Origin of the sequence: Enterobacter kobei, assembly GCF_001729765.1 — a bacterium.
Taxonomy (GTDB): domain Bacteria; phylum Pseudomonadota; class Gammaproteobacteria; order Enterobacterales; family Enterobacteriaceae; genus Enterobacter; species Enterobacter kobei.
Genome location: NZ_CP017181.1, coordinates 185,975 through 201,065 on the forward strand (window position 1 = coordinate 185,975; position 15,091 = coordinate 201,065).

Sequence of the window (15,091 nt, forward strand, 5' to 3'; positions counted from 1 at the left end):
GAAAGCGCTACGTTACGCGGAAGCCGTCACGCTACGGTGTATCCCGTGCAAACGACCCTTGCATGTTGATTATTTGACCGCGAATGACTACTTTTACAGCGCTTAGTATGCTGTTCGCATAAAATGTGAGCGAAAGAACGTTTTATGCAAATTTTTAGTTGCATGACCGCGCAGGTATCCATAGAATGCGCGCTACTTGATGCCGACTTAGCTCAGTAGGTAGAGCAACTGACTTGTAATCAGTAGGTCACCAGTTCGATTCCGGTAGTCGGCACCATCAAGTCCGGTGGGGTTCCCGAGCGGCCAAAGGGAGCAGACTGTAAATCTGCCGTCACAGACTTCGAAGGTTCGAATCCTTCCCCCACCACCACTTTCTGGCAGCGTAAATGCCGCCGGAGCTGGTTGGAAAAATTAGCCAGCTCAAACTGAAAAAGAGAGAAATCTCTTTTTTTGTTACAGAAAGAACTGGGTAGCCGAGTTTCAGGATGCGGGCATCGTATAATGGCTATTACCTCAGCCTTCCAAGCTGATGATGCGGGTTCGATTCCCGCTGCCCGCTCCAATACGTGCTGATATGGCTCAGTTGGTAGAGCGCACCCTTGGTAAGGGTGAGGTCCCCAGTTCGACTCTGGGTATCAGCACCACTTCACTTCTCCTTCCCGTTTCTCTCTGTTTCAATTTTACTGTATTCAACAATTCAGGCATTTCGCCTGGTTGATGTGGTGATATCACCGATTTATCCGTGTCTTAGAGGGACAATCGATGTCTAAAGAAAAGTTTGAACGTACAAAACCGCACGTTAACGTCGGTACTATCGGCCACGTTGACCATGGTAAAACAACGCTGACCGCTGCAATCACTACCGTTCTGGCTAAAACCTACGGTGGTTCTGCTCGTGCATTCGACCAGATCGATAACGCACCAGAAGAAAAAGCTCGTGGTATCACCATCAACACTTCTCACGTTGAATACGACACCCCGACTCGCCACTACGCACACGTAGACTGCCCAGGCCACGCCGACTATGTTAAAAACATGATCACCGGTGCTGCGCAGATGGACGGCGCGATCCTGGTTGTTGCTGCGACTGACGGCCCAATGCCTCAGACTCGTGAGCACATCCTGCTGGGTCGTCAGGTAGGCGTTCCTTACATCATCGTGTTCCTGAACAAGTGTGACATGGTTGATGACGAAGAGCTGCTGGAACTGGTAGAGATGGAAGTTCGTGAACTGCTGTCTCAGTACGATTTCCCAGGCGACGACACCCCAATCGTTCGTGGTTCCGCGCTGAAAGCGCTGGAAGGCGACGCTGAGTGGGAAGCGAAAATCATCGAACTGGCTGGCTACCTGGATTCTTACATCCCAGAACCAGAGCGTGCGATTGACAAGCCATTCCTGCTGCCAATCGAAGACGTATTCTCCATCTCCGGTCGTGGTACCGTTGTTACCGGTCGTGTAGAGCGCGGTATCATCAAAGTTGGTGAAGAAGTTGAAATCGTTGGTATCAAAGAGACTGCGAAGTCTACCTGTACTGGCGTTGAAATGTTCCGCAAACTGCTGGACGAAGGCCGTGCTGGTGAGAACGTTGGTGTTCTGCTGCGTGGTATCAAACGTGAAGAAATCGAACGTGGTCAGGTTCTGGCGAAGCCAGGCTCAATCAAGCCACACACCAAGTTCGAATCTGAAGTGTACATCCTGTCCAAAGACGAAGGCGGCCGTCATACTCCGTTCTTCAAAGGCTACCGTCCACAGTTCTACTTCCGTACAACTGACGTGACCGGTACCATCGAACTGCCAGAAGGCGTTGAGATGGTAATGCCAGGCGACAACATCAAGATGGTTGTGACTCTGATCCACCCAATCGCGATGGATGACGGTCTGCGTTTCGCAATCCGTGAAGGTGGCCGTACCGTTGGCGCGGGCGTGGTTGCTAAAGTTCTCGGCTAATTGCTGATAACATTTGACGCAATGCGCAATAAAAGGGCATCATTTGATGCCCTTTTTGCACGCTTTCAGATCAGAACCTGGCTCATCAGTGATTATTTTTGTCATAATCATTGCTGAGACAGGCTCTGCAGAGAGCGTATAATCCGAAAAGCGAATGAGCATTTCGATTTGGTTTGCCTCGCAATCGCGGGGTGAAAATGTTTGTAGAATACTTCTGACAGGTTGGTTTATGAGTGCGAATACCGAAGCTCAAGGGAGCGGGCGCGGCCTGGAAGCGATGAAATGGGTAGTGGTAGCCGTTCTGCTGATCGTAGCGATTGTCGGCAACTACCTTTATCGTGACATTATGCTGCCGCTACGCGCGCTTGCAGTGGTAATTCTGATTGCTGCAGCGGGTGGTGTCGCGCTGTTGACGACGAAAGGCAAAGCGACTGTCGCTTTTGCACGCGAAGCGCGTACCGAAGTCCGCAAGGTGATTTGGCCGACTCGCCAGGAAACATTGCACACCACGCTGATTGTAGCGGCGGTTACCGCTGTAATGTCACTGATCCTGTGGGGACTGGATGGTATTCTGGTTCGCCTGGTATCCTTTATCACTGGCCTGAGGTTCTGAGATGTCTGAAGCCCCTAAAAAGCGCTGGTACGTCGTTCAGGCGTTTTCCGGTTTTGAAGGCCGCGTAGCAACGTCGCTGCGTGAGCATATCAAATTACACAACATGGAAGAGTTATTTGGCGAAGTTATGGTTCCGACCGAAGAAGTGGTTGAGATCCGTGGCGGCCAGCGTCGCAAAAGCGAGCGCAAATTCTTCCCGGGTTACGTGCTGGTTCAGATGGTTATGAACGACGCGAGCTGGCACCTGGTGCGCAGCGTACCGCGCGTGATGGGCTTTATCGGCGGCACGTCTGACCGTCCGGCGCCAATCAGCGACAAAGAAGTTGATGCGATTATGAACCGCCTGCAGCAGGTGGGTGATAAGCCGCGTCCGAAAACGCTGTTTGAGCCGGGTGAAATGGTTCGTGTTAATGACGGTCCGTTTGCTGACTTTAATGGTGTGGTTGAAGAAGTGGACTACGAGAAGTCCCGCCTGAAAGTCTCCGTCTCTATCTTCGGTCGTGCGACCCCGGTAGAACTGGACTTTGCTCAGGTAGAGAAAGCCTAAGCAGCGATCAAAAAAGCGACGATTTAATCGTTGCACAAGGCGCGAGATTGGAATACAATTTCGCGCCTTTTGTTTTTATGGGTCTCGGCCCGTAAAACGAATTTTATTCACGGGGAGCCTCCCTGAGGCGCTATTACCCAATCAGAGGATTTTAGAATGGCTAAGAAAGTACAAGCCTACGTCAAGCTGCAGGTTGCAGCTGGTATGGCGAACCCAAGTCCACCAGTTGGTCCAGCTCTGGGTCAGCAGGGTGTGAACATCATGGAATTCTGTAAAGCGTTCAACGCCAAAACCGAATCCCTGGAAAAAGGTCTGCCAATCCCAGTTGTAATCACTGTTTACGCTGACCGTTCTTTCACTTTCGTTACCAAAACCCCTCCAGCAGCAGTTCTGCTGAAGAAAGCGGCGGGTATCAAGTCTGGTTCCGGTAAACCGAACAAAGACAAAGTGGGTAAAATTTCCCGCGCTCAGCTGCAGGAAATCGCGCAGACCAAAGCTGCCGACATGACTGGTGCCGACATTGAAGCGATGACTCGCTCCATCGAAGGTACTGCACGTTCCATGGGCCTGGTAGTGGAGGACTAAGAAATGGCTAAACTGACCAAGCGCATGTCCGTGATCCGTGACAAAGTTGATGCGACCAAACAGTACGACATCAACGAAGCTATCGCTCTGCTGAAAGAACTGGCTACTGCTAAGTTCGTTGAAAGCGTTGACGTTGCTGTTAACCTGGGCATCGATGCTCGTAAATCTGATCAGAACGTTCGTGGTGCAACTGTACTGCCACACGGTACTGGCCGTTCCGTTCGCGTAGCTGTATTTACTCAGGGTGCTAACGCAGAAGCTGCTAAAGCTGCTGGCGCTGAACTGGTAGGTATGGAAGATCTGGCTGACCAGATCAAGAAAGGCGAAATGAACTTCGACGTTGTTATCGCATCTCCAGATGCAATGCGCGTTGTTGGCCAGCTGGGCCAGGTTCTGGGTCCACGTGGCCTGATGCCAAACCCGAAAGTGGGTACTGTAACGCCTAACGTTGCTGAAGCGGTTAAGAACGCTAAAGCAGGTCAGGTTCGTTATCGTAACGACAAAAACGGCATCATCCACACCACCATCGGTAAAGTGGACTTTGACGCTGACAAACTGAAAGAAAACCTGGAAGCTCTGCTGGTTGCGCTGAAAAAAGCAAAACCAACTCAGGCGAAAGGCGTGTACATCAAGAAAGTTAGCATCTCCACCACCATGGGTGCAGGTGTTGCAGTTGACCAGGCTGGCCTGAGCGCTGCTGCAAACTAATGCCTTTACGTGGGCGGTGATTTTGTCTACAATCTTACCCCCACGTTTGCTAACAAAAGTTAGCGGCTAAAAGAATTGTTCGTTGGAGCCTGGCCTAATCCAGGCCTCCGTCGAAGACCGCAGGTGTTTCGCAAGAGACTTAATCCCCTGCGTAGACGGTGACAGAACGCTAAGATTATTTTTGGATATTCTGGCTTGTTTCTGCTCACCGTATTAAGACGCTCTTTCCGTTTGGGAGAGTGAAGTGAGTTCCGGAACATGAGTTCCGGCAAACATCCAGGAGCAAAGCTAATGGCTTTAAATCTTCAAGACAAACAAGCGATTGTTGCTGAAGTCAGCGAAGTAGCCAAAGGCGCGCTGTCTGCAGTAGTTGCGGATTCCCGTGGCGTTACTGTAGACAAAATGACTGAACTGCGTAAAGCAGGTCGTGAAGCTGGCGTATACATGCGTGTTGTTCGTAACACCCTGCTGCGTCGCGTAGTTGAAGGTACTCCTTTCGAGTGCCTGAAAGACACGTTTGTTGGTCCGACCCTGATTGCATACTCTATGGAACACCCGGGCGCTGCTGCTCGTCTGTTCAAAGAGTTCGCGAAAGCGAATGCAAAATTTGAGGTCAAAGCTGCAGCCTTTGAAGGTGAGTTGATCCCGGCATCGCAAATCGATCGCCTGGCAACCCTGCCGACCTACGAAGAAGCAATTGCACGCCTGATGGCAACCATGAAAGAAGCTTCGGCTGGCAAACTGGTTCGCACTCTGGCTGCTGTTCGCGATGCAAAAGAAGCTGCTTAATCGCAGTTATCTTTATAAAGCATTTGCTTACGTATAAACTTATTCTGATTTTCAGGAACAATTTAAATGTCTATCACTAAAGATCAAATCATTGAAGCAGTTGCCGCTATGTCCGTAATGGACGTTGTAGAACTGATTTCTGCAATGGAAGAAAAATTCGGTGTTTCTGCTGCTGCCGCTGTAGCTGTTGCTGCTGGCCCAGCTGCTGACGCTGCTGAAGAAAAAACTGAATTCGACGTAATTCTGAAAGCTGCAGGCGCTAACAAAGTTGCTGTTATCAAAGCAGTACGTGGCGCAACTGGCCTGGGTCTGAAAGAAGCTAAAGACCTGGTAGAATCTGCTCCAGCTGCGCTGAAAGAAGGCGTGAGCAAAGACGACGCAGAAGCACTGAAAAAATCTCTGGAAGAAGCTGGCGCTGAAGTTGAAGTTAAATAAGCCAACCCTTCTGGTTGCAGCCTAAGCAATTAGGCTGATGGCTGGTGACTTTTTAGTCACCAGCCTTTTTGCGCTGTAAGGCATCAGTAGCATTTCACACTGTTTGACTGCTGATTGTCCTGACAATGCATGTTTCTATCGACGACTTAATATATTGCGACAGGGTGCTCGCTCTGTGTAAATCGCGACGAAATGATTTAAGCGTGATAGCAACAGGTATTGCGGAAAGTATTCAATTTTCCGGTCCACAAAATGGTGTTGCACAAACTGTCCCTTCGTCGGACAGATGGGTCGACTTGTCAGCGAGCTGAGGAACCCTATGGTTTACTCCTATACCGAGAAAAAACGTATTCGTAAGGATTTTGGTAAACGTCCACAAGTTCTGGACATTCCATATCTCCTTTCTATCCAGCTTGACTCGTTCCAGAAGTTTATCGAGCAAGATCCTGAAGGGCAGTACGGTCTGGAAGCCGCCTTCCGTTCCGTGTTCCCGATTCAGAGCTACAGCGGTAACTCCGAGCTGCAGTACGTCAGCTACCGCCTTGGCGAACCGGTGTTTGACGTTCAGGAATGTCAGATCCGTGGCGTGACCTATTCCGCACCGCTGCGCGTAAAACTGCGTCTGGTGATCTACGAGCGCGAAGCGCCGGAAGGCACCGTAAAAGACATTAAAGAACAAGAAGTCTACATGGGTGAAATTCCGCTCATGACAGACAACGGTACTTTCGTTATCAACGGTACTGAGCGTGTTATCGTTTCCCAGCTGCATCGTAGCCCGGGCGTCTTCTTCGACAGCGATAAAGGTAAAACACACTCTTCCGGTAAAGTACTGTATAACGCACGTATCATTCCTTACCGTGGTTCATGGCTGGACTTCGAGTTCGATCCAAAAGACAACCTGTTTGTCCGTATCGACCGTCGTCGTAAGCTGCCTGCAACCATCATTCTGCGTGCGCTGCAATATACCACTGAGCAGATCCTGGACCTGTTCTTTGAGAAAGTGATCTTTGAAATCCGCGACAACAAGCTGCAGATGGAGCTGGTGCCGGAACGTCTGCGTGGTGAGACCGCGTCGTTCGACATCGAAGCCGACGGCAAAGTGTATGTGGAAAAAGGTCGCCGTATCACCGCGCGCCACATCCGCCAGCTGGAAAAAGATGATATCAAACACATCGAAGTTCCGGTTGAGTACATTGCAGGAAAAATAGCCGCGAAAGATTACGTTGATGAATCAACTGGCGAGCTGATCTGCCCGGCTAACATGGAGCTGAGCCTGGATCTGCTGGCTAAGCTGAGCCAGTCTGGCCACAAACGTATCGAAACGCTGTTCACCAACGATCTGGACCACGGTCCTTATATCTCTGAGACTATCCGCGTCGACCCAACGACCGATCGTCTGAGCGCGCTGGTTGAAATCTACCGCATGATGCGTCCTGGTGAGCCACCAACTCGCGAAGCGGCTGAAAGCCTGTTCGAGAACCTGTTCTTCTCCGAAGACCGCTACGATTTGTCCGCGGTAGGTCGTATGAAGTTCAACCGTTCTCTGCTGCGTGATGAGATCGAAGGTTCCGGTATCCTGAGCAAAGACGACATCATCGAAGTGATGAAGAAGCTCATCGATATCCGTAACGGTAAAGGCGAAGTGGACGATATCGACCACCTCGGCAACCGTCGTATCCGTTCCGTAGGCGAAATGGCGGAAAACCAGTTCCGCGTTGGCCTGGTACGTGTTGAGCGTGCGGTTAAAGAGCGTCTGTCTCTGGGCGATCTGGATACCCTGATGCCTCAGGATATGATCAACGCCAAGCCGATTTCTGCGGCAGTGAAAGAGTTCTTCGGTTCCAGCCAGCTGTCTCAGTTCATGGACCAGAACAACCCGCTGTCTGAGATTACGCACAAACGTCGTATCTCTGCACTCGGCCCAGGCGGTCTGACCCGTGAACGTGCAGGCTTCGAAGTTCGAGACGTACACCCGACGCACTATGGTCGCGTATGTCCAATCGAAACGCCTGAAGGTCCAAACATCGGTCTGATCAACTCCCTGTCCGTGTACGCACAGACAAACGAATACGGTTTCCTCGAAACCCCGTATCGTAAAGTGACCGACGGTGTTGTAACCGACGAAATTCATTACCTGTCTGCTATCGAAGAAGGCAACTACGTTATCGCTCAGGCGAACTCCAACCTGGATGACGAAGGCCACTTTGTAGAAGATCTGGTTACCTGCCGTAGCAAAGGCGAATCCAGCTTGTTCAGCCGCGACCAGGTTGACTACATGGACGTATCCACCCAGCAGGTGGTATCCGTCGGTGCGTCCCTGATCCCGTTCCTGGAACACGATGACGCCAACCGTGCATTGATGGGTGCGAACATGCAACGTCAGGCCGTTCCAACTCTGCGTGCTGATAAGCCGCTGGTTGGTACCGGTATGGAACGTGCTGTTGCCGTTGACTCCGGTGTTACTGCAGTTGCTAAGCGTGGCGGTACCGTTCAGTACGTTGACGCATCCCGTATCGTTATCAAAGTTAACGAAGACGAGATGTATCCGGGCGAAGCGGGTATCGACATCTACAACCTGACCAAATACACCCGTTCTAACCAGAACACCTGTATCAACCAGATGCCTTGTGTATCTCTGGGTGAGCCAGTTGAGCGCGGCGACGTGCTGGCAGACGGTCCGTCCACCGACCTCGGTGAACTGGCGCTCGGTCAGAACATGCGCGTAGCGTTCATGCCGTGGAACGGTTACAACTTCGAAGACTCCATCCTCGTCTCCGAGCGTGTGGTTCAGGAAGATCGTTTCACCACCATCCACATTCAGGAACTGGCATGTGTGTCCCGTGACACCAAGCTGGGGCCAGAAGAGATCACGGCCGATATCCCTAACGTGGGTGAAGCAGCGCTCTCCAAACTGGATGAATCCGGTATTGTTTACATCGGTGCGGAAGTGACCGGCGGTGACATTCTGGTTGGTAAGGTAACGCCGAAAGGTGAAACCCAGCTGACGCCAGAAGAGAAACTGCTGCGTGCCATCTTCGGTGAGAAAGCGTCTGACGTTAAAGACTCTTCTCTGCGCGTACCAAACGGTGTTTCCGGTACGGTTATCGACGTTCAGGTCTTCACCCGTGATGGCGTTGAGAAAGATAAACGTGCGCTGGAAATCGAAGAGATGCAGCTCAAGCAGGCCAAGAAAGACCTGTCTGAAGAACTGCAGATCCTCGAAGCAGGTTTGTTCAGCCGTATTTATGCGGTGCTGGTTGCCGGTGGCGTTGAAGCTGAGAAGCTCGACAAACTGCCACGCGATCGCTGGCTGGAACTGGGCCTGACCGACGAAGAGAAACAGAATCAGCTGGAACAGCTGGCTGAGCAGTATGACGAACTGAAACACGAGTTCGAGAAAAAACTCGAAGCGAAACGCCGCAAAATCACTCAGGGCGACGATCTGGCACCAGGCGTGCTGAAGATTGTTAAGGTGTATCTGGCCGTTAAACGTCAGATCCAGCCTGGTGATAAGATGGCAGGTCGTCACGGTAACAAGGGTGTTATCTCTAAGATCAACCCGATCGAAGATATGCCGCACGATGCTAACGGTACGCCGGTAGATATCGTACTGAACCCACTGGGCGTACCGTCTCGTATGAACATCGGTCAGATTCTGGAAACCCACCTGGGTATGGCTGCGAAAGGTATCGGCGACAAGATCAACGCCATGCTGAAACAGCAGCAGGAAGTCGCGAAACTGCGCGAATTCATCCAGCGTGCCTACGATCTGGGTACCGACGTTCGTCAGAAAGTCGACCTGAACACCTTCAGCGATGAAGAAGTGCTGCGTCTGGCAGAGAACCTGCGCAAAGGTATGCCAATTGCAACGCCGGTCTTCGACGGTGCAAAAGAAGCTGAAATTAAAGAGCTGCTGCAACTGGGTGGTCTGCCAACGTCTGGTCAGATTACGCTGTTTGACGGCCGTACCGGTGAACAGTTTGAGCGTCCGGTAACCGTAGGTTACATGTACATGCTGAAACTGAACCACCTGGTCGACGACAAAATGCACGCTCGTTCTACCGGTTCTTACAGCCTGGTTACTCAGCAGCCGCTGGGTGGTAAGGCACAGTTCGGTGGTCAGCGCTTCGGGGAGATGGAAGTGTGGGCGCTGGAAGCATACGGCGCGGCATACACCCTGCAGGAAATGCTCACCGTTAAGTCTGATGACGTGAACGGTCGTACCAAGATGTATAAAAACATCGTGGACGGCAACCATCAGATGGAACCGGGCATGCCAGAGTCCTTCAACGTACTGTTGAAAGAGATTCGTTCGCTGGGTATCAACATCGAACTGGAAGACGAGTAATTCTCGCTCAAACAGGTCACTGGTGCCGGGTTAACCCCCGGCACCGGATTGTGCTAACTCCGACGGGAGCAAATCCGTGAAAGATTTATTAAAGTTTCTGAAAGCGCAGACTAAAACCGAAGAGTTTGATGCGATCAAAATTGCTCTGGCTTCGCCAGACATGATCCGTTCATGGTCTTTCGGTGAAGTTAAAAAGCCGGAAACCATCAACTACCGTACGTTCAAGCCTGAGCGTGACGGCCTTTTCTGTGCGCGTATTTTCGGGCCAGTAAAAGACTACGAGTGCCTGTGCGGTAAGTACAAGCGCCTGAAACACCGTGGTGTGATCTGTGAGAAGTGTGGCGTTGAAGTGACCCAGACCAAAGTGCGTCGTGAGCGCATGGGCCACATCGAGCTGGCGTCTCCGACTGCGCACATCTGGTTCCTGAAATCTCTGCCGTCCCGTATCGGTCTGCTGCTGGATATGCCGCTGCGTGATATCGAACGCGTACTGTACTTCGAATCTTATGTGGTTATCGAAGGCGGTATGACGAATCTGGAACGTCACCAGATCCTGACTGAAGAGCAGTATCTGGACGCGCTGGAAGAGTTCGGTGACGAATTCGACGCGAAAATGGGTGCGGAAGCTATCCAGGCCCTGCTGAAGAGCATGGATCTGGAGCAAGAGTGCGAGCAGCTGCGTGAAGAGCTGAACGAAACCAACTCCGAAACCAAGCGTAAAAAGCTGACCAAGCGTATCAAACTGCTGGAAGCGTTCGTTCAGTCTGGTAACAAACCAGAGTGGATGATCCTGACCGTTCTGCCGGTTCTGCCGCCAGATCTGCGTCCGCTGGTTCCACTGGATGGTGGTCGTTTCGCGACGTCTGACCTGAACGATCTGTATCGTCGCGTCATTAACCGTAACAACCGTCTGAAACGTCTGCTGGATCTGGCTGCGCCGGACATCATCGTACGCAACGAAAAACGTATGCTGCAGGAAGCGGTAGATGCCCTGCTGGATAACGGTCGTCGCGGTCGTGCGATCACCGGTTCTAACAAGCGTCCTCTGAAATCTTTGGCCGATATGATCAAAGGTAAACAGGGTCGTTTCCGTCAGAACCTGCTCGGTAAGCGTGTTGACTACTCCGGTCGTTCTGTTATCACCGTAGGTCCATACCTGCGTCTGCATCAGTGCGGTCTGCCGAAGAAAATGGCACTGGAGCTGTTCAAACCATTCATCTACGGCAAACTGGAGCTGCGTGGCCTGGCCACCACCATCAAAGCCGCGAAGAAAATGGTTGAGCGTGAAGAAGCTGTCGTTTGGGATATCCTGGACGAAGTGATCCGCGAACACCCGGTACTGCTGAACCGTGCACCAACCCTGCACCGTCTGGGTATCCAGGCATTTGAGCCAGTACTGATCGAAGGTAAAGCTATCCAGCTGCACCCGCTGGTTTGTGCGGCGTATAACGCCGACTTCGATGGTGACCAGATGGCTGTTCACGTACCGCTGACGCTGGAAGCCCAGCTGGAAGCGCGTGCGCTGATGATGTCTACCAACAACATTCTGTCCCCAGCGAACGGTGAGCCAATCATTGTTCCTTCTCAGGACGTTGTACTGGGTCTGTACTACATGACCCGTGACTGTGTTAACGCCAAAGGCGAAGGCATGGTGCTGACTGGCCCTAAAGAAGCTGAGCGTATTTATCGCGCTGGCCTGGCCTCTCTGCATGCGCGCGTTAAAGTGCGTATCACTGAATACGAAAAAGATGCAAACGGCGAATTCGTTGCGCACACCAGCCTGAAAGACACGACCGTTGGCCGTGCCATTCTGTGGATGATCGTACCGAAAGGTCTGCCTTTCTCCATCGTCAACCAGGCGCTGGGTAAGAAAGCGATCTCCAAAATGCTGAACACCTGTTACCGCATTCTGGGTCTGAAGCCGACCGTTATCTTCGCTGACCAGACAATGTACACCGGCTTTGCTTATGCAGCGCGTTCAGGTGCATCTGTTGGTATCGATGACATGGTCATCCCAGAGAAGAAACACGAGATCATCTCTGAAGCGGAAGCTGAAGTTGCTGAGATCCAGGAGCAGTTCCAGTCTGGTCTGGTAACCGCGGGCGAACGCTATAACAAAGTTATCGATATCTGGGCTGCGGCGAACGATCGTGTATCCAAGGCGATGATGGATAACCTGCAGACCGAAACCGTGATTAACCGTGACGGCGTAGAAGAGCAGCAGGTTTCCTTCAACAGCATCTACATGATGGCCGACTCCGGTGCGCGTGGTTCTGCAGCACAGATTCGTCAGCTGGCAGGTATGCGTGGTCTGATGGCGAAGCCAGATGGTTCCATCATCGAAACGCCAATCACCGCGAACTTCCGTGAAGGTCTGAACGTACTCCAGTACTTCATCTCCACGCACGGTGCGCGTAAAGGTCTGGCGGATACCGCACTGAAAACAGCGAACTCCGGTTATCTGACGCGTCGTCTGGTTGACGTTGCACAGGATCTGGTCGTAACTGAAGACGATTGTGGCACCCTCGAAGGTATCACCATGACCCCGGTTATCGAGGGTGGTGATGTTAAAGAGCCACTGCGCGATCGCGTACTGGGTCGTGTAACCGCGGAAGACATTCTGAAGCCGGGTACCGCAGACATTCTGGTTCCACGCAACACGCTGCTGCACGAACAGTGGTGTGACCTGCTGGAAGCGAACTCTGTTGACTCCGTGAAAGTGCGTTCCGTTGTATCCTGTGACACCGACTTTGGTGTTTGTGCGCACTGCTATGGTCGTGACCTGGCGCGTGGCCACATCATCAACAAAGGTGAAGCTATCGGCGTTATCGCGGCACAGTCCATCGGTGAGCCAGGTACACAGCTGACGATGCGCACGTTCCATATCGGTGGTGCGGCATCTCGTGCGGCTGCTGAATCCAGCATTCAGGTGAAAAACAAAGGTAGCATCAAGCTCAGCAATGCGAAGTCGGTTGTTAACTCCGCAGGCAAGCTGGTTGTGACCTCTCGTAACACCGAGCTGAAGCTGATCGACGAATTCGGTCGTACCAAAGAGAGCTATAAAGTACCTTACGGTGCGGTTATGGCGAAAGGTGATGGCGAGCAGGTTGCCGGCGGTGAAACCGTTGCAAACTGGGATCCACACACCATGCCGGTTATCACCGAAGTAAGTGGTTTCATCCGCTTTACTGACATGATCGACGGCCAGACCATTACTCGTCAGACCGACGAGCTGACCGGTCTGTCTTCTCTGGTGGTTCTGGATTCTGCTGAACGTACTACCGGTGGTAAAGATCTGCGTCCTGCACTGAAAATCGTTGATGCTCAGGGTAATGACGTTCTGATCCCGGGTACCGATATGCCTGCGCAGTACTTCCTGCCGGGTAAAGCGATTGTACAGCTGGAAGATGGCGTACAGATCAGCTCTGGTGACACCCTGGCGCGTATTCCTCAGGAATCCGGCGGTACCAAGGACATCACCGGTGGTCTGCCACGCGTTGCGGACCTGTTCGAAGCACGTCGTCCGAAAGAGCCGGCAATCCTGGCTGAAATCAGCGGTATCATTTCCTTCGGTAAAGAGACCAAAGGTAAGCGCCGTCTGGTTATCACTCCAGTAGATGGCAGCGAGCCGTACGAAGAGATGATTCCTAAGTGGCGTCAGCTCAACGTGTTCGAAGGTGAACGTGTAGAACGTGGTGACGTTGTTTCCGACGGTCCAGAAGCGCCGCACGACATCCTGCGTCTGCGTGGTGTACATGCTGTTACCCGTTACATTGTTAACGAAGTACAGGACGTATACCGTCTGCAGGGCGTTAAGATTAACGATAAACACATCGAAGTTATCGTTCGTCAGATGCTGCGTAAAGCAACCATCGAAAACGCAGGCAGCTCTGAGTTCCTCGAAGGCGAGCAGGTTGAATACTCACGCGTCAAGATCGCTAACCGCGACCTGGAAGCGAATGGCAAAATCGGTGCGACTTACGCGCGCGATCTGCTGGGTATCACCAAAGCGTCTCTGGCAACCGAGTCCTTCATCTCTGCAGCATCGTTCCAGGAAACGACTCGTGTCCTGACCGAAGCGGCTGTTGCAGGTAAACGTGATGAACTGCGCGGTCTGAAAGAGAACGTTATCGTGGGTCGTCTGATCCCAGCGGGTACCGGTTATGCATACCATCAGGATCGTATGCGTCGTCGTGCTGCGGGAGAACTGCCAGCTGCACCGCAGGTGACTGCTGAAGATGCATCCGCGAGCCTGGCAGAACTGCTGAACGCAGGTCTGGGCGGTTCCGACAACGAGTAATCGTTGATGCAGTAAATAAAAAACCCGCCTCGGCGGGTTTTTTTACATCTGCATTTTTTCAATTCACTAACGGGATCCGTCGATAAAGCTCAATCATGTCGCCTGCCAGATCCTGAATCACCATGGCGTTCATCAGGTGGTCCTGAGAGTGAACGGTTATCAGGTTGACCGGGAGCTTGCCGGTTCCTTCGTCAAGACCGATAAGCTGTGTCTGGATCGTATGCGCATGCTTCACATATTCGCGAGACTCTTCCATTGCTTTTTCGGCTTCGTCGAACTCACCTTTGCGGGCCATTTGTAATGCCGTAAGCGCGGCACTTCGCGCCGCCCCGGCGTTGACCAGCAATTCCATGATCGTTGTCTCTAAATCTTCCATGAGGTCACTCCAGCAGTTTGAGGGCTTTTTCCAGTACGGCATCGCCTTTCATCATGCCGTAGTCCATCATGTCGATCACCGCGACTTTTTTGCCCAGTGGGTCAGCCTGTGCCTGCAGTTTTGCCTGCTCGTATTTAACCTGTGGCCCCAGCAATACGATGTCGGCCGTCGCGATGTTGTCTTTAAACTCCGCAACCGGAACGGCTTTAATGGTGACTTCAACCCCTTTTTTCTGCGCGGCGTCTTTCATACGTTGAACCAGCATGCTGGTTGACATTCCCGCTGCACAGCATAAAACGATGTTCTTCATAATCAGCCTCGATCTACATGTGTTTATTGATAATTATCCCGTGCAGACCGCTTCAACAACCGCTTTACCGCGATTGTGTGTCAGGCATCACAAAGAAAACGGCATTTTTCTGAAACCGGTTACAATTCTGACG

The 15,091-nt window shown here is 52.0% G+C and carries 11 protein-coding genes and 4 tRNA genes; 13 read left to right on the forward strand and 2 right to left on the reverse strand.

Going from position 1 to position 15,091, the window contains the following annotated elements; genetic code table 11:
- Positions 1 to 201 precede the first annotated feature (201 nt).
- The 13 genes from BFV64_RS00885 (at position 202) to rpoC (ending at position 14,272) form a co-directional block, all read left to right on the forward strand.
- A tRNA-Thr gene (locus tag BFV64_RS00885) sits at positions 202 to 277 on the forward strand.
- An 8-nt stretch (positions 278 to 285) separates the two neighbouring features.
- Positions 286 to 370: transfer RNA gene (locus tag BFV64_RS00890), tRNA-Tyr, on the forward strand.
- Between the two features lie 117 nt (positions 371 to 487).
- Positions 488 to 562, forward strand: a tRNA-Gly gene (locus BFV64_RS00895).
- A 6-nt stretch (positions 563 to 568) separates the two neighbouring features.
- Positions 569 to 644: transfer RNA gene (locus BFV64_RS00900), tRNA-Thr, on the forward strand.
- 118 nt (positions 645 to 762) lie between these two features.
- Positions 763 to 1,947, forward strand: a complete 1,185-nt coding sequence (gene tuf / locus BFV64_RS00905) for an elongation factor Tu (protein WP_013094997.1) — start codon at positions 763 to 765, stop codon at positions 1,945 to 1,947.
- Between the two features lie 229 nt (positions 1,948 to 2,176).
- Positions 2,177 to 2,560, forward strand: a complete 384-nt coding sequence (gene secE / locus BFV64_RS00915) for a preprotein translocase subunit SecE (protein WP_013094999.1) — start codon at positions 2,177 to 2,179, stop codon at positions 2,558 to 2,560.
- Between the two features lies 1 nt (position 2,561).
- Entirely contained in the window at positions 2,562 to 3,107 is a 546-nt protein-coding gene (gene nusG / locus BFV64_RS00920; RefSeq protein ID WP_003862341.1) for a transcription termination/antitermination protein NusG, read from the forward strand.
- A gap of 156 nt (positions 3,108 to 3,263) precedes the next feature.
- The gene (gene rplK / locus BFV64_RS00925) at positions 3,264 to 3,692 is read left to right on the forward strand and encodes a 50S ribosomal protein L11 (RefSeq protein WP_008503452.1); all 429 of its coding nucleotides are present in this window, start codon (positions 3,264 to 3,266) and stop codon (positions 3,690 to 3,692) included.
- Between the two features lie 3 nt (positions 3,693 to 3,695).
- Positions 3,696 to 4,400, forward strand: coding sequence for a 50S ribosomal protein L1 (gene rplA / locus BFV64_RS00930; RefSeq protein WP_013095000.1), 705 nt, complete (start codon positions 3,696 to 3,698; stop codon positions 4,398 to 4,400).
- Positions 4,401 to 4,691: 291 nt separating this feature from the next.
- Positions 4,692 to 5,189 carry a 50S ribosomal protein L10 gene (gene rplJ, locus BFV64_RS00935; RefSeq protein ID WP_004097644.1) on the forward strand — a complete coding sequence of 166 codons (498 nt, stop codon included), beginning with the start codon at positions 4,692 to 4,694 and terminating at the stop codon, positions 5,187 to 5,189.
- Between the two features lie 66 nt (positions 5,190 to 5,255).
- Entirely contained in the window at positions 5,256 to 5,624 is a 369-nt protein-coding gene (gene rplL / locus BFV64_RS00940; RefSeq protein ID WP_014882064.1) for a 50S ribosomal protein L7/L12, read from the forward strand.
- A gap of 319 nt (positions 5,625 to 5,943) precedes the next feature.
- Complete coding sequence (rpoB, locus tag BFV64_RS00945) at positions 5,944 to 9,972, forward strand: DNA-directed RNA polymerase subunit beta (RefSeq protein ID WP_069601615.1); 4,029 nt, start codon at positions 5,944 to 5,946, stop codon at positions 9,970 to 9,972.
- A gap of 76 nt (positions 9,973 to 10,048) precedes the next feature.
- Complete coding sequence (rpoC, locus tag BFV64_RS00950) at positions 10,049 to 14,272, forward strand: DNA-directed RNA polymerase subunit beta' (protein WP_014882066.1); 4,224 nt, start codon at positions 10,049 to 10,051, stop codon at positions 14,270 to 14,272.
- Positions 14,273 to 14,330: 58 nt separating this feature from the next.
- Here rpoC and BFV64_RS00955 read toward each other — a convergent pair whose 3' ends face one another.
- Complete coding sequence (locus tag BFV64_RS00955) at positions 14,331 to 14,648, reverse strand: PTS lactose/cellobiose transporter subunit IIA (protein WP_008503455.1); 318 nt, start codon at positions 14,646 to 14,648, stop codon at positions 14,331 to 14,333.
- A 4-nt stretch (positions 14,649 to 14,652) separates the two neighbouring features.
- Positions 14,653 to 14,958 (reverse strand): PTS sugar transporter subunit IIB, encoded by a 306-nt coding sequence (locus BFV64_RS00960; protein ID WP_014882067.1) that lies wholly within the window; start codon positions 14,956 to 14,958, stop codon positions 14,653 to 14,655.
- Positions 14,959 to 15,091: the final 133 nt, after the last annotated feature.